Raw genomic sequence first — 21,619 nt, forward strand, 5'->3', positions numbered from 1 at the left:
CGTGCGGATGCACGTCTCCCGCAAGCGCAACGCCGGCCTGGGCCGGCGTTATGCGGGGCGCGGGCACGCAGGAAGCGTGCCCGTGACTACATTCAGGCAGCGAGTTTCGACGCCGCGTCGTTCACCTGGTCGCGCGAAATCGCGAGTTCCTCGAGGTGCGGATCGGCATAGACGGCGCCGGTTTCGCGTTCGAGGCGGGCGATCGTCAGCGCACAGCGCGCCGTGTCCTTCGGCATCGCGATGAAGCGCTTGACCGATTCGCCGGACGTGAACGCCTCGAACAACGCGCCGCGCACGTCGTCCGGGAGCGTCTTGGTCCACTGGTACGGCTTGCCGTTGAACGTGATCGACGGCGGCAGCGTGCGTTCCTTCTTGGTCGCCGTGATGAGCCCGTAGGTGCGGGCCGCGTCGCCGATCTGTTCGGGCGAGAAGAGTTCGTCGGGCGTGATGTCGAACTGCTCGATGTAGCTCTCGATCGCCTGCATTGCAGCGGTACGATCGTCGCGCTTCTTCTGCGCGCGCGCGACGATATCGCGCAGCTCGTCCGCCTCTTCGGGCGTGATCGTGAAGCTTGCCTGCTTCTGCTGAAGTTCGGAGAAACGCTGGAATTCTTGATCGTTCAGAAGTTTGGCCATGACATCCATCGGACACGACGGCCGCGACAACCGGCCGCCGTAGTTTTTGAGAGGGCCGCTATTTTAGCGTAGCGCCGTGGGCGCACGATATGGCACCGTGCATCGCGCTCCGCAGAAGGGTTGCGCGCGACCGGGGGCAACGCGATAGCGCCGCCCCCGGTGCGCTCCGCCGAGCCTGCGCGTCAGCAGGTCTCGTCGCGGCACATCGACAGATGGGCGGCCGTCTCGCGCACCCCTTCGACGACCGTGTCGACGGACGGCGCCATATGCGCATCGATCCGGCGCATGTACGGGCAGGTCAGCACCGCGATCGCATGGCCGGACGGCCCGAGGATCGGTGCGGTCAGGTCGGTCACGCCGTACGCCTGGCGGCTGTCCTCGCGCAGGTAGCCGTCCTGCCGGATGGACTGGCACGCATACGCGAGTTCCTGCTCGTTCAATGGCGCTTCGCCCTTGACCTTGCGGTGCTCGGCGAGCATGTGCGCGCGCTGCTCGGCGCCCTGGAACGCCAGCATCACGCGCCCCGATGCCGTATCGACGAGCCCGACACGCGAGCCGAGCCGGACCGACACGCCCCACGGGCCGGGCCCGTCGACCTGCGCGATCACGAGCAGGTTGCCGCGATCGTAGACGGACAGGTGGCACGATTGCTCGGAGGAATCCGCGAAACGCTGCATCGGCGGCAAGGCCTCGGCGATCAGCCGGCTCATCGGCGGATGGCGGTGCGCGAGCGAGAACAGCTTGAGGCTGAGCGTGTAGCGGTCGCCGCCGGTCGAGCGCATCACGTAGCGGCGCGCGACGAGGCGTTCGAGCATCCGGTAGATCTCGCTTGCGTTGCGGCCGAGTTCCTTCGTGATTTCGGTGCGGGTGAGGCCTTCTTTCTGCTCCGACAGGAGTTCGAGAATATCGAGACCCTTGTCGAGCGCGGGTGCGCGATAGCGGTCGATTGCGCCCATCGATTCCCGTGCGTCGCAGCCGGGAAGCAGGTCGTTGGTTGTTTGCATTGTCGGTGTGAAGTTGGGGGATTACTTTCGATCGATTGGCGACGCACGCTGACCGATTCTGCAACACGCTTGTGTCGCGCCCGCGTGTGGCGACGAACGCCATCCGTTTGAGCTTAACAACAAACATTTAGTGTGCAATGCAGCGTCTTTTTACCGATCGTTACCGGATAAGAACGGATCGATTCCCGTTCGGGATGACAGGGAAGCCCCGAATACCCGGTATTCATGACAGGTGGCAAACGTTCAAGGTGTTCGAAAGGAAAGCGGGTAGCGGCGCCGCCCCCGATGCTGCGCCGCAGCATCCGCGGGCGCACCAATAGTCGGTATCCGTCGTCTGTCATTTCACGCTGCGCGGCCGGTGGTACAAAGGCTGGCGGGCCAGCGACGGTGCGGCCGCGCGTGACGCCGGCCGGTGTGGGCCGGACCATGTCGCGGGTGCCGGGCCGTCGTCGCCGATGCGCAGACCGGCGGCCGCCCGTTCGATGCGCGCCATACTTCCGTGCGGCGCCACGATCGCTGCGCCCGCGCGACCCTCGCGCGTCGACGGCATGCCGGATGCGGCGTCGGCGCGCGCAATCGACGATCGACAATCAGTCCGGCGCGCGGCCGCGAAAGGCCGTGTCGGCCGGTATCCTGTCCCATTCGACAACAGAGGTTGACCACGATGAAACTGCTTCGCTATGGCCCGTCCGGCCTGGAAAAGCCCGGGATGCTCGACGCGGACGGCCGGATTCGCGACCTGTCCGCACAGGTTCCGGACCTGTCCGGCGATGTGCTGTCCGACGCGGGTCTCGCGCGGCTGCGCGCGATCGATCCGGCCACGTTGCCGCTGGTGTCGGGCGAGCCGCGCATCGGCGCGTGCGTCGGGCAGGTCGGCAAGTTCATCGGCATCGGCCTGAACTACGCCGATCACGCAGCCGAAGCCGGCATGCCGGTGCCGAAGGAGCCGGTCGTGTTCGGCAAATGGACGAGCTCGATCTGCGGCCCGAACGACGGCATCGATATCCCGAAGGGCTCGGTCAAGACCGACTGGGAAGTCGAGCTGGGTGTCGTGATCGGCGCGACCTGCAAGGACGTCGACGAAGCGCGCGCGCTCGATTACGTCGCGGGCTACTGCGTCGTCAACGACGTGTCCGAGCGCGAATGGCAGATCGAGCGCGGCGGCCAGTGGGACAAGGGCAAGGGCTTCGACACGTTCGGCCCGATCGGTCCGTGGCTCGTCACGCGCGACGAGGTGCCCGATCCGCAGCGTCTCGACTTGTGGCTCGAAATCGACGGACACCGCTATCAGAACGGCAACACGCGCACGATGGTGTTCACCGTCGCGCAGCTGATCGCCTATCTGTCGCGCTGCATGACGCTGCAGCCGGGCGACGTGATCACGACCGGCACGCCGCCGGGCGTCGGCATGGGCATCAAGCCGTCGCCGGTATTCCTGAAGGCCGGCCAGACGGTGCGCCTCGGTGTCGAAGGACTCGGCGAGCAACTGCAGCACACGCGCGACGCGCGATAGCCGCGCCCCCGGCGATTCCGTCGAACGACCGCCGCCGGCCGTTCAATAGCAAGGGCCCGATTCCGCATGGCGCGGAACCGGGCCCTTGTCTTTGATGACGCGAGCGCGATTACACGACGTTGTCGAGTTCGCAATGCGCTTCCAGCCGATATCCGTCGGGATCGACGACGAACGCCGCGTAGTAGCCGGGGCCGTAGTGGTCGCGCTTGCCGGGCCCGCCGTTGTCCTGACCGCCGTGTTCGAGCGCGGCGCGGTAGAACGCGTCGACTTCGACGGGCGAAGCGGCCTTGAACGACAGGTGCATCCCCGAGTCGGGATCAGGGGCGACGGGGCGACGCGCATATTGCAGCCACAACTGCGGCTCGGTTGCGCCGTACCCGATGGATTCGTCGTCGGTATGCAGCCTTTTGTAGCCGAGCGCGCCGAGCGTGCTGTCGTAGAAGGCTCGGCTGCGGCCGACGTGTGCAACGCCGAACGAAAGGTGATCGATCATGTGTGGCTCCTTGGACTGAAGAGGGACGTCAGTGCGGCAAACCTGCTTATAACCACCATGCCAGCCGCTTGTAGCGGAGTGTGCCGAGTGTGCTGCCGTAGAACGCACGGCTCCGGTTGTTGTGGATAACGCCGGACAAAAGACGATCGATCATCTGTGGCTCCTTGAACTGAGGCGGGTGTCAGTGCAGCAGACCATTTATAACTACTATGCTGGTTATGTTAGGAAGCGCCCGTGGGCTTGTCAACCGGCATGGTGGTTAGATACGATCCGGGCATGAGCGATATGCAACCTTCCGTCACGATGGACTGCCTGATTCCGGCGCCGCCCGAAACCCTGAGCATCGATTTCGCGAACACGCTGTACTGGCGCGGCAGCGATCCGCCGACGGAAACCTTCGGCACGATGGACGACCTGCTGGCGTGGTGTCGCGACCAGGCTGGCGTGCCGGCCGGGCTGGCGGAAGCGTGTCGTGCGCACGGCGAAGAGGCCGGTGAGCCGGCGATGCTCGCGCACGCGCTCGCATTGCGCGAGGCGCTGTATCGGCTCTTTCTTGCGCAGGCCGAACAACGCGAGCCGCAGGCGGACGATCTCGCGCTGCTCGGCGGCTTCCTGGCGGAAGCGGCGCCGCGCGTCGCGCTGGCACGCGTCGATGGCGGTTATGCGTGGCGGATCGGGGAGGGGCGTGCGACGCTGGCCGGGCTGCTGAGCCCGGTATTGTGGTCGGCGATCGACCTGCTCGGCGGTGCGCGGCTCGCGAAGGTCAAGCGTTGCGCGAACGACGCCTGCCAGTGGCTGTTCATCGACGACAGCAAGAACGGCAGCCGCCGCTGGTGTTCGATGTCGTCGTGCGGCAATCGCGCGAAGGCGTACCGCCACTATCACAAGGCCGACTGACGGCCGGCCCGTTCACTGCGCGTCAGCCGCCCGAGTTATTTCACCGACAGCTTCCGCCACAGCGTCGTCTTGCTGATGCCGAGCATCGCGCACGCGCGGTCGCGGTCGCCGCCGCATGCGTCGAGCACCGCGCGGATCTCGTCGGCTTCCGCGCGACGGCGGCGCGCGTGCAATGTCTGCGCATCGTCGCTCTCGGCCGCGTCGGGCGGTACTGCGAAGAGCTCGGGTGCGATCGCCTGCAGCGCGTCGGGATCGAGCACGCCGCACGCGGCGGCCGGATCGTTTTCATCGGCTTCCTCGGCCAGCTCCACCGCGATCCGCTCGATCACGTTCTGCAACTCGCGTACGTTGCCGGGCCACCGGTAGCGCGCGAGCGCGGTCTGTGTCGCGCCGAGCACGCGCGCGGCATCGGCGGCGTCGCGCAGGCGGTCGGCGAGGCGCGGCTCGCGTCGTGCGGCCTGCACGAGCAGCGTGGCCGCGAGTGCGGGGATGTCGGCGGCGCGCTCGCGCAGTGGCGGCAGGCCGACATTCAGGATGTTGAGCCGGTAATAGAGATCCGCGCGGAACGTGCCGGCTTCGACGGCCACGAGCAGCGGACGGTGCGTCGCGGCGATCACGCGCACGTCGATGCGGATCGGCTCGGTCGAGCCGAGGCGGATCACCTCGCGCTCCTGCAGCACGCGCAGCAGCCGGCTCTGCAGCGACGGCGGCATCTCGCCGATCTCGTCGAGAAACAGCGTGCCGCGGTGGGCGGCTTCGAACAGGCCGGTCTTGCCGCCGCGTCGCGCACCGGTGAACGCGCCTTCCTCATAGCCGAACAGCTCGCTCTCGAGCAGCGCCTCCGGAAACGCGCCGCAGTTGACCGCGACGAACGGGTAGCTGCGCCGCGCGGACAGCGCGTGCAGGCTTTGCGCGATCATTTCCTTGCCGGTGCCGCTTTCGCCGAGCACGAGCACGGTCGCGTCGGATTTCGCGTAACGGCGCACGAGATCGCGCACGCGCGCCATCGGCGCCGATGCGCCGACCACGTCGTCGAGCGCGTAGCGCGCGGCGAACTGCTGCGTGGTGGGTTGCGAGCGCAACGCGCGGTCGAGCCGTTCGACCGCGCGCGATTCCTGGAACGTCAGCACGCTGCCCGACGTGACGCCGCGATCGACGAGCGGCCCGCGATGCACGACGTAGCGCACGCCGCGCACGGTCGCGAGCGCGTCGCCGTCCTCGCCGCGCAGCGTGCGCAGCTCGGGCCGCAGGTCGACCAGCGCGCGGCCGACGGCCGCCGCGGGTTCGACCCCGAGCGCCGACGCGAGCCGTTCGTTGATCGCCTCGACACGGCCGCGCGCATCGAGCGCGACCACGCCGTCGCGCAGGTGCTGGAGCAGGTTGTCGAGCCGCTGGCGCCGGAACGCCTCGGCGTGCGTCGCATACGCGACTTCGAGCGCGGTCTCGACGGCCTTGCGCACCGATGCATGCGAATACAGGAACACCGCGCCCATGCCGGCGCTGGCCGCGAGATCGGTGACGAGGCCGGGGCCGACGATCGTCTCGATGCCGCGGTCGTGCAGGTCGTGCACGCAGGCTTCCGCTTCCTGCGCGGACTGATATGACGCAAACTGCACGTCGAGGCCATACGCGGCGACGAAGCGGCGCACTTCGGGCGGCGTTTCCCCGGCGCTGACGAGCGCGATGCGCGACGCATCGCGCCGGGCGCGCGCGAGCGCCTGCATCACGTCGAAACCGGTCGGCGACACGACCACCACCGGCACCTGCGCACGCGTCTTCAGGAAGCCGCCGTTCGAGCCGGCCGCGACGATCACGTCGGGCCGCGCGGTGCCGGCCTCGGCGATCGCGCTGAGCGCATCCTCATAGGCGCGCGTGACGATCCGCACGTCGGCGCGTTCGTCGAATTCGCCGGCGATCTCGCGAAACAGGTCGCGCAGGCGGCTGATGCCCATCGCCCAGATGCGCGGGCGCGCCGCGCGATCGGCCGGGCCGACGGGCTTGGTCGAAGAGAGGTCCATGACGATCGATTATGCGCGCGCGATTTCACTTTTGAAACATGAAATTTCTGAATTGAAATCTCCGGGCCCGTCGACGCCCGTGCCGGTTGCTTAAGAATCAGTGGGTTAGCGACGTGGCGCGAGCTGGCCCGGTCCTTGCTGTTAATGGTCGTTCCTTCAGGAGGCCGTTCATGAGCAATACGCATCTTCAGAGCGCCGGCGCGAAATTCCGCGCGGCAGTCGCGGCGGAGCAGCCGCTGCAGGTGGTCGGCGCGATCACCGCCTACGCAGCCAAGATGGCGCAGGCCGTCGGCTTCAAGGCCGTGTACCTGTCGGGTGGCGGCGTCGCCGCGAACTCGCTCGGGATCCCCGACCTCGGCATCAGCACGATGGAAGACGTGCTGATCGACGCGAACCGGATCACCAACGCGACCGACCTGCCGCTGCTGGTCGACATCGATACCGGCTGGGGCGGCGCGTTCAACATCGCGCGCACCGTGCGCTCGTTCATCAAGGCCGGCGTCGCGGCCGTGCACCTGGAAGACCAGGTCGGCCAGAAGCGCTGCGGCCACCGTCCGGGCAAGGAAGTCGTGCCGATCGAGGAAATGGTCGATCGCGTCAAGGCAGCGGTCGATGCGCGCACCGACGACCAGTTCGTGATCATGGCGCGCACCGACGCCGCCGCCGCCGAAGGGATCGACTCGGCGATCGAGCGCGCGGTGGCCTACGTCGAAGCCGGCGCGGACATGATTTTCCCGGAAGCGATGAAGACGCTCGACGACTACCGCCGCTTCAAGGCCGCCGTGAAGGTGCCGATCCTCGCGAACCTGACCGAATTCGGCTCGACGCCGCTGTTCACGGTCGACGAGCTGCGCGAGGCGAACGTCGATATCGCGCTGTACTGCTGCGGCGCGTATCGCGCGATGAACAAGGCCGCGCTGAACTTCTACGAGACGGTGCGCCGCGACGGTACGCAGAAGGAAGCCGTGCAGACGATGCAGACGCGTGCCGAGCTGTACGACTTCCTCGGTTATCACGAATACGAGCGCAAGCTCGACGAGCTGTTCGCGCAGGGCAAGAAGTAAGCGCCCGCGCGCCGGGACACGATTCCGGAGAGCGTTGCATGGGGCCGCACCAGGCGCTGAAGCGCCGAGTCCGGCCGACCGACCATCCCCCAGATACAGATTGGAGAGCAGAAACATGAGCGAGACGAAAGACGCAGCAGCACCGGCCGCCGCAGGCGCGTTCAAGCCGAAGAAGTCGGTGGCGCTGTCGGGCGTGACGGCCGGCAACACGGCACTGTGCACGGTCGGCAAGACCGGCAACGACCTGCACTATCGCGGCTACGACATTCTCGACGTCGCCGAGTCGTGCGAATTCGAGGAAATCGCCCACCTGCTCGTGCACGGCACGCTGCCGAACCTGACCGAACTGGCCGCATACAAGACGAAGCTGCGCGCGCTGCGCGGCCTGCCGAACGCGCTGAAGGCGGCGCTCGAGCAGATCCCGGCGTCCGCGCACCCGATGGACGTGATGCGCACCGGCGTGTCGGTGCTCGGCACCGTGCTGCCGGAGAAGGACGACCACAACCTGCCGGGTGCGCGCGACATCGCCGACCGCCTGATGGCATCGCTCGGCTCGATGCTGCTGTACTGGTATCACTTCTCGCACAACGGCAAGCGCATCGAGACGGAAACCGACGACGACTCGATCGGCGGCCACTTCCTGCACCTGCTGCACGGCAAGACGCCGTCGAAGTCGTGGGTCGAGGCGATGCACACGTCGCTGATCCTGTACGCGGAGCACGAATTCAACGCGTCGACGTTCACCGGCCGCGTGATCGCGGGCACGGGCTCGGACATCTATTCGGCGATCACCGGCGCGATCGGCGCGCTGCGCGGGCCGAAGCATGGCGGCGCGAACGAAGTCGCGTATGAAATCCAGAGCCGCTACAGCTCGCCGGACGATGCCGAAGCCGACATCCGCCGCCGCGTCGAGAACAAGGAAGTCGTGATCGGCTTCGGCCACCCGGTCTACACGATCTCCGATCCGCGCAACAAGGTGATCAAGGGCGTCGCGCACAAGCTGTCGAAGGAAGCGGGCGACCTGAAGCTGTACAACATCGCCGAGCGCCTCGAATCGGTGATGTGGGAAGCGAAGAAGATGTTCCCGAACCTCGACTGGTTCAGCGCGGTGTCGTATCACATGATGGGCGTGCCGACCGCGATGTTCACGCCGCTGTTCGTGATCTCGCGCACGTCCGGCTGGAGCGCGCACATCATCGAGCAGCGCATCGACAACAAGATCATCCGCCCGAGCGCGAACTACACCGGTCCGGAAGACCTGCAGTTCGTGCCGATCGAAAAGCGCTGACATGCCCACCGCGCACACCGGCCTCCCGCGTGACGGGGGCCGGCGTGCGCCGGACGCCATACCCGAGTTCCCCACACCATGAATACCGCCAACCGCAAACCCCTGCCCGGCACGTCGCTGGACTATTTCGACGCGCGTGCCGCGGTCGAAGCGATCGCGCCCGGCGCCTATGACACGCTGCCGTACACGTCGCGCGTGCTCGCCGAAAACCTCGTGCGCCGCTGCGATCCGGCGATCCTTGCCGATTCGCTGAAGCAGATCATCGAGCGCAAGCGCGAACGTGATTTCCCGTGGTTTCCGGCGCGCGTCGTGTGCCACGACATCCTCGGGCAGACGGCGCTCGTCGATCTCGCCGGCCTGCGCGACGCGATCGCCGACGGCGGCGGCGACCCGGCCAAGGTGAACCCGGTCGTGCCCGTGCAGCTGATCGTCGACCACTCGCTCGCCGTCGAATGCGGCGGCTTCGATCCGGACGCGTTCGCGAAGAACCGCGCGATCGAGGATCGCCGCAACGAGGATCGCTTCCACTTCATCGAGTGGACCAAGAAGGCGTTCGAGAACGTCGACGTGATCCCGCCGGGCAACGGCATCATGCACCAGATCAACCTCGAGAAGATGTCGCCGGTGATCCAGGCGCAAGACGGCGTCGCGTATCCGGACACCTGCGTCGGCACCGACAGCCACACGCCGCACGTCGACGCGCTCGGCGTGATCGCGATCGGCGTCGGCGGCCTCGAAGCGGAGAACGTGATGCTCGGCCGCGCATCGTGGATGCGCCTGCCCGACATCGTCGGCGTCGAGCTGACCGGCAAGCGCCAGCCCGGCATCACCGCGACCGACGTCGTGCTCGCCCTGACCGAGTTCCTGCGCAAGGAAAAGGTGGTCGGCGCGTACCTGGAATTCCGCGGTGAAGGCGCGGCGAGCCTCACGCTCGGCGATCGCGCGACGATCTCGAACATGGCGCCCGAATACGGCGCGACGGCCGCGATGTTCTTCATCGATGGCCAGACGACCGACTACCTGCGCCTCACCGGCCGCAGCGACGAGCAGGTGAAGCTCGTCGAGACCTACGCGAAGGCGGCCGGCCTGTGGGCCGATACGCTGAACAATGCGCAGTACGAGCGCACGCTGACGTTCGACCTGTCGAGCGTCGTGCGCAACATGGCCGGCCCGTCGAACCCGCACAAGCGGCTGCCGACGTCCGATCTCGCCGCGCGCGGGATCGCCGGCCAGTGGGAAGAGAAGGCGGGCGAGATGCCCGACGGCGCGGTGATCATCGCCGCGATCACGAGCTGCACGAACACCAGCAACCCGCGCAACGTGATCGCGGCGGCCCTGCTCGCCCGCAACGCGAATGCGCGCGGCCTCACGCGCAAGCCGTGGGTGAAGAGCTCGCTTGCGCCCGGCTCGAAGGCGGTCGAGCTGTACCTGGAAGAAGCGAACCTGCTGCCCGAACTGGAAAAGCTCGGCTTCGGCATCGTCGCGTTCGCGTGCACGACCTGCAACGGGATGTCGGGCGCGCTCGACCCGAAGATCCAGCAGGAGATCGTCGATCGCGACCTGTACGCGACGGCCGTGCTGTCCGGCAACCGCAACTTCGACGGCCGTATCCACCCGTATGCGAAGCAGGCGTTCCTCGCATCGCCGCCGCTGGTGGTCGCGTACGCGATCGCCGGCACGATCCGCTTCGACATCGAGAAGGACGTGCTCGGCCACGACCAGGACGGCCAGCCCGTCACGCTGAAGGACATCTGGCCGACCGATGAGGAGATCGATGCGATCGTCGCGTCGAGCGTGAAGCCCGAGCAGTTCCGCAAGGTCTACGAACCGATGTTCGCGCGTAGCGCGGATGCCGGCGAGCGCGCGGCGCCGCTGTACGACTGGCGCGCGCAGAGCACGTACATCCGCCGTCCGCCGTACTGGGAAGGCGCGCTGGCCGGCGCGCGCACGCTGCAGGGGATGCGCCCGCTCGCGGTGCTCGGCGACAACATCACGACCGATCACCTGTCGCCGTCGAACGCGATCCTGCTGGACAGCGCGGCCGGCGAATACCTCGCGAAGATGGGTTTGCCGGAAGAAGACTTCAACTCGTACGCGACGCATCGGGGCGACCACCTGACCGCGCAGCGCGCGACCTTCGCGAACCCGACGCTGATCAACGAGATGGCGATCGTCGACGGCGCGGTGAAGAAGGGCTCGCTCGCGCGCGTCGAGCCGGAAGGCAAGGTCATGCGGATGTGGGAAGCGATCGAGACCTACATGAATCGCAAGCAGCCGCTGATCGTCGTGGCCGGCGCCGACTACGGCCAGGGCTCGTCGCGCGACTGGGCGGCGAAGGGCGTGCGGCTCGCGGGCGTCGAGGCGATCGCCGCCGAAGGCTTCGAGCGGATCCACCGCACGAACCTGATCGGGATGGGCGTGCTGCCGCTCGAGTTCAAGCCGGGCACCAACCGGACGACGCTCGGCATCGACGGCACCGAGACCTTCGACGTGATCGGCGAGCGCACGCCGCGCGCCGACCTGACGCTCGTGATTCATCGCAAGAACGGCGAGCGCGTCGAAGTGCCGATGACGTGCCGGCTCGATACGGCCGAGGAAGTGTCGATCTACGAGGCGGGCGGCGTGCTGCAGCGCTTCGCGCAGGACTTCCTCGAATCGTCGCAGGCGGCTTGATCGCGTCACACAGGGATAACGCACACATGGCTCACACTCCTCAAATCAGGATTCCCGCGACCTACATGCGCGGCGGCACCAGCAAGGGCGTGTTCTTCCGGCTGCAGGACCTGCCGGACGCCGCGCAGGCGCCGGGCGCCGCGCGCGACGCGCTGCTGCTGCGCGTGATCGGCAGCCCCGATCCGTACGGCAAGCAGATCGACGGGATGGGCGGCGCGACGTCGTCCACCAGCAAGACGGTGATCGTGTCGAAGAGCGCGCGGCCCGGCCACGACGTCGACTACCTGTTCGGCCAGGTGTCGATCGACAAGGCGTTCGTCGACTGGACCGGCAACTGCGGCAACCTGTCGGCGGCGGTCGGCCCGTTCGCGATCAGCGGCGGGCTGGTCGATCCGGCGCGCGTACCGCGCGACGGCGTCGCGACCGTGCGGATCTGGCAGGCGAACATCGGCAAGACGATCGTCGCGCATGTGCCGGTGACGAACGGCGCGGTGCAGGAAACGGGCGATTTCGAGCTGGACGGCGTCACGTTCCCGGCGGCCGAAGTGCAGCTCGAGTTCATGGACCCGGCCGCCGAGGAAGAAGGCGCGGGCGGGTCGATGTTCCCGACCGGCAACCTGATCGACGATCTCGCGGTGCCGGGCGTCGGCACGCTGAAGGCGACGATGATCAACGCGGGCATTCCGACGATCTTCGTCGAGGCGGAAGCGATCGGCTATACGGGCACCGAGCTGCAGGACGCGATCAACGGCGATGCGAAGGCGCTCGAGAAGTTCGAGACGATTCGTGCGCACGGCGCGCTGCGCATGGGCCTGATCGACACGCTCGATGAAATCGCGACGCGGCAGCACACGCCGAAGATCGCGTTCGTCGCGAAGCCGGCCGACTACGTCGCATCGAGCGGCAAGCGCGTGAACGCGGGTGACGTCGACCTGCTGGTGCGCGCGATGTCGATGGGCAAGCTGCACCACGCGATGATGGGCACGGCGGCGGTCGCGATCGGCACGGCCGCGGCGATCCCCGGCACGCTCGTGAACCTGGCGGCGGGCGGCGGCGAACGCAACGCGGTGCGCTTCGGGCATCCGTCGGGCACGCTGCGCGTCGGCGCGGAAGCGCAGCTTGAGAACGGCGAGTGGGCCGTCACCAAGGCGATCATGAGCCGCAGTGCGCGCGTGTTGATGGAAGGCTGGGTGAGGGTGCCGGGCGACGCGTTCTGACCGTGGCCGGTTCCGGCAACGTAGCCGGAATGCGCGCGGCTTGCCCCGATCCCTGCGAAGCGGACCCCGCGACGCAGGGATTTTTCATTTGACGCGTTAAAGCCCGCGTAACGGGTGCGATCCGCTTAGAGGCGTATGGCATCGTAGACCGTCGCGATACGCGACACCGACAGGAGAATCGCATGCCGCTCGATGCGCCGCTTTCCGGCATCCACATCGTCGAATTCGAAGGGCTCGGCCCCGGCCCGCTCGCGGGCTGGATGCTCGCCGGGATGGGCGCGCGGATCACGCTGATCGCCCGCCCGTCCGGCCGCACGAGCGCGCCGGACGCGTTGCAGGCCCGTGACGGCGACCTGCTGCGCGAAGGCAAGACGATCGTCGAACTCGACCTGAAGTCGCCGGCCGGCCGCGACGCCGCGCTCGACCTGATCGCGCAGGCCGATGCGCTGATCGAGGGGCTGCGGCCCGGCGTGATGGAGCGGCTCGGCCTCGGGCCCGACGATTGCGTCCGCCGCAAGCCGACACTCGTGTACGGGCGGATGACCGGCTGGGGCCAGCACGGCCCGCTTGCGGCCGCGGCCGGACACGACCTGAACTACGTCGCGCTGACGGGGCTGCTGTCTTTGTCCGCGCCGCGCGACGGCCGGCCGGGGTTGCCGCCGACCGTCGTCGGCGATGCGGGCGGTGCGCTGGGGCTCGCGTTCGGGATCGTCTGCGCGCTGTTCGACGTGCGCGGCGGCGGCCCGGGGCGCGTGGTCGACGGCGCGATCGTCGACATCGTGTCGATGCTTGGCTCGCTCGCGCTGTGGGCGCGCGCGAACGGGCAACTCGACGGCGCGCAGCCGAGCCTCTTTCACGACGCGCCGTTCTACGACGTGTATCGCTGCGCGGATGGTGAGTGCGTGACGATCGGCGCGCTCGAGCCGCCGTTCTATGCGCTGCTGGTCGAACGGCTCGGGCTGACCGACGTCGATCCGGCGTCGCAGTACGACCGCGCGCGCTGGCCCGCGCTGAAGGCGCGTTTCGCCGACGTGTTCGCGCAGCAGCCGTCCGCGCACTGGCGCGCGCTGCTCGAAGGCACCGATGCGTGTTTCGCGCCGGTGCTGAGCGTGGCCGACGCGGCTGCGCATCCGCACAACGCGGCGCGTGGGATCTATCGGACGGATGAGAACGGTAACGTGCGGGCGCGGATGGCGCCGCGGTTTCTGCCGCTGACGGGGGATGGGGCGGGTTAGCGCGAAGCCGGCTGCCGGCCGCTCACGCCGTTTCCTCCGGCGCATCCGGCATCTTGCCGTCGCCGACGCGGTTGATCGTGCCCTGCGCGATCGCGACGAGCCGCTCGTGATCGCCGTCGATGACGAACACATGACACTGGCAGGTCGCCTGGTGCCGCCCCGCGTAGACGAGCTTCGCGCGGGCGACGAGCGTGCCGTTCACGGCCGGCCGCAGGTAGTTGATCTTGTATTCCGCGGTGATTACGCGCGGGCCGAGCACGAGCGCGCCGGCGAACGTCAGCGCATTGTCCGCGAGGTAGCTGATGACGCCGCCGTGCACGAAACCGTGTTGCTGCCGCAGTTCCTCGCGCACGGGCAGGCACAGCGACACTTCGTTGTCGCCGATATGCATCAGCTCCGTGCCCAGCAGCATGCTGAACGGCTGCGCGCGCAATGCGCCGCGCGCGTGGTCCGTGATGTCGGTCATCGACTTTCCTCGAAATGAGTGCCCGCTTGCGCTGAACTCTAGGAAGGGGGATGCCGATAAGCAAGGAAATTCGTCCGCCTTTCGTGCAATTTCCAGCGTGATGCGACGCGATTATTGCGTCGAATGCCGTGGATTTCCCTGTTTGAGGATGATTCCGCTGGAATGCGCGGCCAACGTGAATTTCGCTGCCGTCCGCACCTAAAGTCCGACGAAGAAATGCCGCTAATGCCGGGGCATTGCCTCATCGTCCGCTTTCCAGGAATCTCCCCCATGTTCGGAAAAATCAAGCTCGCGTCGGGTCTGCTCGGCGTGTTGACCGTGTTTTGCGTCTTCCTGTTCGCGATCGAGGCGCTCGGCTTCTGGGCGCTCAAGTCGACGCGCAGCGGCGTCGACGATCTGTCGAACGTCGCGATCACGCAGGTCGAGGCGGCCAGCCAGGCGACCCAGCAGCTGCTCGACGCACGCATCAACCTGTCACGCGCCGGCACGCGGATGGTGCGCGGCGGCCCGAAACCCGACGACATCATCCGCCATGCCGGCGCGTCGCTCGCGGAAGCGGACAAGGCGTTCGCCGCGCTGACGGCCGCGCAGCCGGTCGACGATGCCAACCGCGCGCGCGTCACGGCGCTCACCGAGCGCTATCGCGCGTTGCGCGGCGCGCTGGGCGAACTCGTGCAGTTCCTCGACGCCGACAACATCCAGGCTTTTCTCGACCAGCCGACGCAGAGCATCCAGGATGCCTATATCGCCGAGTTGCGCCGCTTCACCGACTATGGCGGCGCATCGAGCCGCACGGCGCTCGACACCATCGACGGCGGCATGCTCTGGTTCAAGTCGGTCGGCATCGTGCTGCTGGTGGCGATGCTCGTGGCGAGCGCGGCGATCTACGCGGCCGCGCGGCGCGCGGTCGTCGCGCCGCTGGAAGAAGCCGGCCGCCATTTCGAGCGGATCGCGCAGGGCCGGCTCGATGAGGTCGTGCGGGCAGGCGGCGTGTTCGAGATCGACCGGATGCTGCGCGGCCTCGCCACGATGCAGACGAGCATCGCGGGCACCGTGCGCACGGTGCGCCAGGCGTCGGATGCGATCCACCTCGGCGCGGGCGAGATCGCGGGCGGCAACGCCGACCTGTCGGCGCGCACCGGCACGCAGGCCGCGTCGCTCGAGGAAACGGCCGCGAGCATGGAGGAACTGACGGCGACCGTTCGGCAGAACACCGACAGCGCGCGTGCGGCGAGCGCGCTGGCCGACGCGGCACTCGAGGCGACGAGCCACGGCGGCGGCGTGGTCGACAGCGTGATCGACCGGATGCGCGGCATCGCGCAGAGCTCGGGGCGGATCGCGGAGATCATCTCGGTGATCGACGGCATCGCGTTCCAGACCAACATCCTTGCGCTGAACGCGGCCGTGGAAGCCGCCCGCGCGGGCGAACAGGGGCGCGGCTTCGCGGTCGTCGCGGGTGAGGTGCGCTCGCTCGCGCAGCGCAGCGCGCAATCGGCGAAGGAGATCAAGGCGCTGATCGAGGATTCGGTTTCGCAGATCAACGGCGGCGCGGAGCTCGTCGAGCGCGCCGGCGAGGCGATGCGGACGGTGTCGGCGTCGATCACGCGCGTCGTGCAGACGATGTCCGAGATCACCGCGGCGTCGGTCGAGCAGAGCGTCGGGATCGAGCAGGTGAACCAGGCCGTCACGCAGATGGATCAGCTCACGCAGCAGAACGCGGCGCTGGTGGAGGAGGTCGCGGCGGCGGCCGCGTCGCTGAACGACCAGACCGCGCACCTGATGCAGGCGGTGTCGGTGTTCGAACTGGGCGACGGCCGCGCCGCACGCGGCGAGCGCGCGACGCCGTCGTTCGACGACGCGGGTTACGCGCCGGCCGGCAGCGCCGCGTAGGCGGTCTCGAGGTGGTAGGGTGTCGTCGACGGCATGTCGGCGCGCGCCACTTGCCCGTCCGCCGTCTTGCACTCGAACCAGCCGCGCGGATGCAGGAAGCGCGCGGCGAAGCGTTCGATCTGCCGCGCGAGCGGCGCGGAGGCCGCCGTGCCGCCGTGCGTCGCGAGCGCGCGCAGGTACTCGGTCTGCGCCCAGATCCGCTGCGTGCCGTCGATGCACGCGCCTTGCGCGTCGAGCGCCGCGCAGACGCCGCCCGTCTGCGGATCGACGCCGTATTGCTCCGCGAACACGAATGCGCGCGCCAGCGCGCCGGGGAGCCCGGTCCGCGCGAGCCGCGCGCCGGCCGCATCGACCAGATAGAACCACTCGAACTGATGGCCGGGCTCGAACCGGTTGTCGGCCGAGCCGAGCGGCAGCTCGGCCACGCAGCCGGTTGCCGCGTCGACGAACGTGCGTTCGACGGCCTGCGCGGTGCGCGCGAGCGCGTCGTCGAACGCCGTGTCGCCGAACGCAGCCGCCGCCGCGAGCCACGCTTCGGTCAGGTGCATCAGCGGATTCTGCAGCGCCCCGCTGCCGGATGACGAGAAATCGGCGTGGCGCGCCGCATCGAGCAGCGCGTCGCCGCGGTGCGGCGCGAAACGATCCTGAATCAGCGCGGCGGTCTCTTCGGCTGTCTTGCGCGCGGCGGCGTCGCCCGACGCCGCATACCACGCGGCGCACGCGAACACGATGAAGGCGTGCGTGTAGAGATCCTTGGTCGTGTCGAGCGGGGCGCCCTGCGCGTCCACGCTGTAGTGCCAGCCGCCGTGGCGCGGGTCGCGAAAGTGGCGGCCCAGCGCGTCGAACAGCGTGGCCGCGTGCGCGATGTCGCCGGCCTGCGCGAACACGAACAGTTGCCGTGCGCAGGCCATTGCGCGATAACGGGTCACGGGCAGCGGCGCGTGGGTGGCCGGATCGACGGCTTCGAACGGCAACTGTAATGTCTGGTCGAACCCTGAACCCCGCCAGATCGGCAAGACGACGTGCGCGAAATGGTGGCGCAGCTGGGCGGCCTGGGCGGAAGCGGAGTCGGAAACGGACATGACGGGGTTGAGCGCTGGGTTCGAAACGTGTCGGCGCGGCCCGGAGGATCGGCGCGGCCGGGGCCAAGGATAAAACATTCCGCACCGCCGGCACCAAAAAAGGAGATAAATCGCATGCTGAGCAACCTGGAACTCGTGATGCGGCTCGTCCTCGCGGCGGCGCTGGGCAGTGTCATCGGCTTCGAGCGCGAGCGTCTGTCGTGGGCGGCCGGCCTGCGCACGCACATGCTCGTCTGTGTCGGTTCGACGCTGATCATGATCGTGTCGGCGTTCGGGTTCGCCGACGTACTCGGCAGCAGCGAGCACATCGTGCTCGACCCGTCGCGGATCGCCGCGCAGGTCGTGTCGGGCATCGGCTTCCTGGGGGCGGGCTCGATCCTGCTGCGCGGCGAGATCGTGCGCGGGCTGACGACCGCCGCGAGCCTGTGGTCGGTCGCCGCGATCGGCCTCGCGGTGGGCGGCGGGCTCTACGTCGCGTCGATTTCGGCGACGATCATCATCCTGATCATCCTGGCCGGCATCAAGCCGCTGGAGCGGCGCTACTTCACGGTGCGCCAGCGGCGCCAGCTCGCGCTGACGGTCGTGAGCGGCACGCTGAACTTCGATTCGCTGCACGCGGCGCTCGGCCCGGACAGTGCGCGCGTGAAGCAGTTCATCGTGCAGCGCGCCGACGACACGGGCGAGCACGACGAGGTGCGCATCGCGCTCGCGCGGGTATCGGCACTCGAATATCAGGCGATCTGCGACAAGCTGCGCGCGCTGAAGGGCGTCACGCGTTTCGAAGAGGGCAACGGGTTGTCGGGCGACGAATAAGCGGAATCGGCGATGGGACATGCGACAATGGCCGACCACCGATTCCGTTCGACATCCGGTTCCGCGCTTGCGGGCCCCGCCATCCGATTTCCATGACCGAATCCGTTTCCTCGCCTCGCTCCCGCTCCCGTTCCAATCGTTCGTCGGCCCGTTCGCGCCCGCGCTCGGCTGCTGCCGCGGGCAGCACGTCCGCGAGGGCGACAGTGCGGTCCGGCAGTGCGCCGGCCGGCGACCCGTCGCGGGACGAACGGACGCTCGACCTGTTCGGCGATCCGGTGCTCGAGCCGGGTGAGCGCGCGCCTGCCGCGGCGCGTGACGAAGCGGGCGTGCAAGCCGATACGGCAGTCGATGTCGCGGACGACGTGGCGTCCGGGCGGCAGGCTGCGCTCGACGGGTTCAGTGCACCGGAAGGGGTGGCCGCGGCAGGGCTTGTGGAAGCGGCAGAAGGTGCTGTGACGCCTGAAGACGCGACGGTGGCGCATGGCGTTTCGTCGCCTGAAAGGGGTGGTGACGCAAACGTCGACGTCGTGCCGGCTTCCGGCGCGGCTGCGATGAAGGCGGTCGATATTCCCCTGGCCGATGGCGTCGCAACGAAGGCCGTCGATGGGCCTGCGGGCGATGGCGCCGCAACGGTGGCGACCAGGCTGCAGGCAACCGATGGTGCTGAGGCGAAGGCGACCGGATCTCAAGCGGCTGATGGTGAAGTGGCGAAGGCTGTTGTTGTTGCTGCCGCCGCCGTTAAATCCCGCGAAGGGCGGTCCTCCGGTGACACAGTGAAGGAACGCCGTGCGTCGTCGGGCGGCAAACGCCGGACGGCTGCCGGTGCAAGCGAAGCGACAACGGAGCAATCCGCGCCGGTCGTGACGAGCGTTGGCACGGCGGCGGACGCGGTCGGGGCGAGCCCGGTGACGACGGTCGAGCCGCAGACGTCGGCGCAGCCGGCCAAGCCGGTGATTGCCGCGAACACGGCGAACACGGCGAACACGGCCAACACGGCCAACACGGCCAACACGGCCAACACGGCGAACACGGCGAACGCCGCGAAGGCCCATGATGCCGCGCCGGGGGCCGACGCCACCGTATCCTCCGTTACGCAGCCGCAGGCTTCTGCTGCCTCCTTTGTCACGAAGCCCTCGGCGGAGCGCACGCAACCGGCCGCGCCGGCCTTCGATCCGGATACGCACTTGCGCCCGCTGACCGACCGGCTCGCCGCACTGCAGGCCGATGTGGATGGCCTGACGCGCACGGCCGATCGCGAGATGCGCCGCGTCAACCGCCTGCTGCTGGCGTTGGCCGTCGTCGTGCTGGCCGGGCTCGTCGCGCTGGTGATGCAGACGCGGCAGATCGCGCACCTGAAGCAGGACGTCGCGACGAAGCAGCAGCGGATCGATCGCCTCGCGGCCGATCTGTCGACGCAGCAGGCAACGCTGATGACGCTCGAGGAGCATCACGAGGCGCTTCTGTCGCAGGTCGACCGGCTTCAGCGCAACGCGAACCGCGAAGCCGCCGTTGCGAAGCGCGCTCGCCGCACGCGTTAATCGTTTCGACCCTATCCTGAGAGCTAGACGTAGCAAGGATCGCCGTGATGTACCGGCGATCCGCCGTCGCGCGCATGCGGCAAACTGATGCGGTGCGCTGGCAGAATTCAGGGAAAACCCTTAGAATGGAGTCCATCTAAGGGAAAACCCTAGCCACATCTGTCAGGAGTCTCACATGAGCTTCATCCTCGCCCTGCTGCAAAAGATCGACGACCTTTTCGTGTCCCCGCACCTGCCGCTCGACGCCGAATACTCGTACGCTGCGCGTCGTGCCGAAGCCGAGCGCGTGCGTCGTGCACACCTCGTGCCGATCGTCCTGTACCGTCGCTGATTCGCTGATTCGCTGATTCGCTGATTCGCTGATTCGCTGATTCGCTGTCAGCGCGGCACTCGCCGCACCTGCCTGTCCGCTTTCCGCCGCTGCATCGCGCGCCGGCGCGACCGTCCCGCTACACTGGAAGTCCGATTCCGTTCACGGTGACCGGGCCATGCTGCAGATGCGGCCGATGACGGCCAGCGAATTCCACGCGTACCGCACGCGAGCCATCGACGGCTACGCGAGCGATCTCGTTTCATCCGGACAAAATGCTGTCGAAGACGCGGCCAGCCGGGCGCGCGCCTGTTTCGACACGCTGCTGCCGGACGGCCTGCGTACCTCCGGCCAGACCCTCGTCGTGCTCATCGACGGCGCCAGCGGCGACGCGGTGGGCGACCTCTGGTACGCGATCGTGCCTGAAGGGCCGAACCGCACGCTGTTCATCTATGACCTCGACATCGCCCCGTCCCGGCGCCGCCAAGGCTGGGCCACGCGGACGCTCGAGGCGCTCGATGCCGAGGCACGCCGGTACGGCGTCACCGAGATCGGGCTGTCGGTGTTCAATCACAACGCGGCGGCCCGTGCGCTGTATCGTGCGTGCGGCTTCGCGCCGATCACGACGACCTTGATCAAGCCAGTCATTTCGGACTGAAGCCACTGGCCGGTGTCGCGTCGTCATGCGCTGGCGATTCGACTCGCCGCGATCGGCCAATGCCGGCCGACCTCACGATCCTTCATGTTCGCCACGCTCCACGCGCCGAACGCCGAACGCCGAACGCCGAACGGCCATCTGGCCGTTCGGCACCCGTCACCGGCACACGCCACACGTCACCGCGCGCGTCCCTTCCATCTCCGCAACAACAACGCATTGGTCACGACGCTGACGCTCGAAAACGCCATCGCCGCGCCCGCGATCACCGGGTTCAGCCAGCCGAGCGCCGCAAGCGGCACGCCGACCAGGTTGTAGACGAACGCCCAGAACAGGTTCTGCTGGATCTTCCGGTACGTGCGTCGGGAGATGTCGATCGCGTCCGCGACGAGCGCCGGGTCGCCGCGCATCAGCGTGATGCCGGCCGTGTGCATCGCGACGTCCGTGCCGGTTGCCATCGCGATGCCGACATCGGCCGCCGCGAGCGCGGGCGCATCGTTGATCCCGTCGCCGACCATCGCGACGATCCCGCCGTGCGTGCGCTTCAGCTCGGTGACGACGCGCGCCTTGTCGTCGGGCAGCACCTGCGCATGCACCTCGCCGATCCCGAGCGACGCCGCGACGGCGGCCGCGCTGCCGCGGTTGTCGCCCGTCACGAGTACGCTCGCGACACCGCGCGCCGACAGCGCCGCGATCGCGTCGCGGGCGCGCGGCTTCACGGTGTCGCCGAAAGCGATCAGCGCGAGCAACGCGCGTGGCGCGTCGGCGCGCATCAGCCACGAGATCGTGTTGCCCGCGCGCTCGAGCTCCGCCGCGCGTGCGTCGAGC

General features: G+C 68.2%; 19 protein-coding genes. 12 read left to right on the forward strand and 7 right to left on the reverse strand.

What is annotated here, in order from left to right:
- Positions 1-92: 92 nt before the first annotated feature.
- Positions 93-644: a hypothetical protein gene (locus G3N96_RS23960; RefSeq protein ID WP_039349620.1), complete on the reverse strand. Its 552-nt coding sequence runs from the start codon at positions 642-644 to the stop codon at positions 93-95.
- Positions 645-817: 173 nt separating this feature from the next.
- A complete protein-coding gene (locus tag G3N96_RS23965; RefSeq protein ID WP_089496022.1) occupies positions 818-1,639 on the reverse strand; it encodes an IclR family transcriptional regulator in 822 nt (273 codons plus the stop codon).
- A 664-nt stretch (positions 1,640-2,303) separates the two neighbouring features.
- Here G3N96_RS23965 and G3N96_RS23970 point away from each other — a divergent pair.
- Positions 2,304-3,152, forward strand: coding sequence for an ureidoglycolate lyase (locus tag G3N96_RS23970; protein WP_206138688.1), 849 nt, complete (start codon positions 2,304-2,306; stop codon positions 3,150-3,152).
- 109 nt (positions 3,153-3,261) lie between these two features.
- Here the strand turns inward: G3N96_RS23970 and G3N96_RS23975 are convergent, their stop codons facing one another.
- The gene (locus tag G3N96_RS23975) at positions 3,262-3,645 is read right to left on the reverse strand and encodes a VOC family protein (RefSeq protein WP_089459183.1); all 384 of its coding nucleotides are present in this window, start codon (positions 3,643-3,645) and stop codon (positions 3,262-3,264) included.
- A 252-nt stretch (positions 3,646-3,897) separates the two neighbouring features.
- On the opposite strand from G3N96_RS23975, the gene G3N96_RS23985 reads away from it, so the two are divergent.
- Positions 3,898-4,542: an ABATE domain-containing protein gene (locus tag G3N96_RS23985; protein ID WP_124582605.1), complete on the forward strand. Its 645-nt coding sequence runs from the start codon at positions 3,898-3,900 to the stop codon at positions 4,540-4,542.
- 35 nt (positions 4,543-4,577) lie between these two features.
- On the opposite strand, the gene prpR is transcribed toward G3N96_RS23985, so the two are convergent.
- Positions 4,578-6,560, reverse strand: a complete 1,983-nt coding sequence (gene prpR, locus G3N96_RS23990; RefSeq protein WP_206138690.1) for a propionate catabolism operon regulatory protein PrpR — start codon at positions 6,558-6,560, stop codon at positions 4,578-4,580.
- A gap of 170 nt (positions 6,561-6,730) precedes the next feature.
- On the opposite strand from prpR, the gene prpB reads away from it, so the two are divergent.
- The 5 genes from prpB to G3N96_RS24015 all read left to right on the forward strand — a co-directional run bounded on the left by prpB (position 6,731) and on the right by G3N96_RS24015 (position 14,037).
- On the forward strand, positions 6,731-7,624 hold the full coding sequence (prpB, locus tag G3N96_RS23995) for a methylisocitrate lyase (RefSeq protein WP_039349639.1): 894 nt from the start codon (positions 6,731-6,733) through the stop codon (positions 7,622-7,624).
- A 115-nt stretch (positions 7,625-7,739) separates the two neighbouring features.
- Positions 7,740-8,912 (forward strand): 2-methylcitrate synthase, encoded by a 1,173-nt coding sequence (gene prpC / locus G3N96_RS24000; protein WP_031400290.1) that lies wholly within the window; start codon positions 7,740-7,742, stop codon positions 8,910-8,912.
- A gap of 78 nt (positions 8,913-8,990) precedes the next feature.
- The gene (gene acnD / locus G3N96_RS24005; protein ID WP_206138692.1) at positions 8,991-11,585 is read left to right on the forward strand and encodes a Fe/S-dependent 2-methylisocitrate dehydratase AcnD; all 2,595 of its coding nucleotides are present in this window, start codon (positions 8,991-8,993) and stop codon (positions 11,583-11,585) included.
- A 26-nt stretch (positions 11,586-11,611) separates the two neighbouring features.
- Positions 11,612-12,802 (forward strand): 2-methylaconitate cis-trans isomerase PrpF, encoded by a 1,191-nt coding sequence (gene prpF / locus G3N96_RS24010; protein WP_206138694.1) that lies wholly within the window; start codon positions 11,612-11,614, stop codon positions 12,800-12,802.
- Between the two features lie 182 nt (positions 12,803-12,984).
- A complete protein-coding gene (locus G3N96_RS24015; protein WP_206138697.1) occupies positions 12,985-14,037 on the forward strand; it encodes a CaiB/BaiF CoA-transferase family protein in 1,053 nt (350 codons plus the stop codon).
- Between the two features lie 22 nt (positions 14,038-14,059).
- On the opposite strand, the gene G3N96_RS24020 is transcribed toward G3N96_RS24015, so the two are convergent.
- On the reverse strand, positions 14,060-14,503 hold the full coding sequence (locus G3N96_RS24020; protein ID WP_011353771.1) for a PaaI family thioesterase: 444 nt from the start codon (positions 14,501-14,503) through the stop codon (positions 14,060-14,062).
- A 270-nt stretch (positions 14,504-14,773) separates the two neighbouring features.
- Here G3N96_RS24020 and G3N96_RS24025 point away from each other — a divergent pair, with 270 nt between their 5' ends.
- A complete protein-coding gene (locus tag G3N96_RS24025; RefSeq protein ID WP_206138699.1) occupies positions 14,774-16,393 on the forward strand; it encodes a methyl-accepting chemotaxis protein in 1,620 nt (539 codons plus the stop codon).
- On the opposite strand, the gene G3N96_RS24030 is transcribed toward G3N96_RS24025, so the two are convergent.
- A complete protein-coding gene (locus tag G3N96_RS24030; protein WP_206138701.1) occupies positions 16,366-17,475 on the reverse strand; it encodes an AGE family epimerase/isomerase in 1,110 nt (369 codons plus the stop codon). The two genes, G3N96_RS24025 and G3N96_RS24030, sit on opposite strands and share 28 nt — an antisense overlap.
- Before the next feature lie 114 nt (positions 17,476-17,589).
- On the opposite strand from G3N96_RS24030, the gene G3N96_RS24035 reads away from it, so the two are divergent.
- From G3N96_RS24035 to G3N96_RS24050, 4 genes are all read left to right on the forward strand, one after another.
- Positions 17,590-18,288: an MgtC/SapB family protein gene (locus G3N96_RS24035; protein ID WP_089496033.1), complete on the forward strand. Its 699-nt coding sequence runs from the start codon at positions 17,590-17,592 to the stop codon at positions 18,286-18,288.
- A 92-nt stretch (positions 18,289-18,380) separates the two neighbouring features.
- Positions 18,381-19,826 (forward strand): flagellar hook-length control protein FliK, encoded by a 1,446-nt coding sequence (locus G3N96_RS24040; RefSeq protein ID WP_206138703.1) that lies wholly within the window; start codon positions 18,381-18,383, stop codon positions 19,824-19,826.
- Between the two features lie 175 nt (positions 19,827-20,001).
- Positions 20,002-20,157 (forward strand): hypothetical protein, encoded by a 156-nt coding sequence (locus tag G3N96_RS24045; RefSeq protein WP_006481665.1) that lies wholly within the window; start codon positions 20,002-20,004, stop codon positions 20,155-20,157.
- A 157-nt stretch (positions 20,158-20,314) separates the two neighbouring features.
- Positions 20,315-20,794 carry a GNAT family N-acetyltransferase gene (locus tag G3N96_RS24050; RefSeq protein ID WP_071333859.1) on the forward strand — a complete coding sequence of 160 codons (480 nt, stop codon included), beginning with the start codon at positions 20,315-20,317 and terminating at the stop codon, positions 20,792-20,794.
- 176 nt (positions 20,795-20,970) lie between these two features.
- On the opposite strand, the gene G3N96_RS24055 is transcribed toward G3N96_RS24050, so the two are convergent.
- Positions 20,971-21,619, reverse strand: a 649-nt coding sequence (locus G3N96_RS24055) for an HAD-IC family P-type ATPase (RefSeq protein ID WP_206138705.1), incomplete at its 5' end; no start/stop codon positions are given.

This window comes from Burkholderia sp. Se-20373 (genome assembly GCF_017104705.1).
Taxonomy (GTDB): domain Bacteria; phylum Pseudomonadota; class Gammaproteobacteria; order Burkholderiales; family Burkholderiaceae; genus Burkholderia.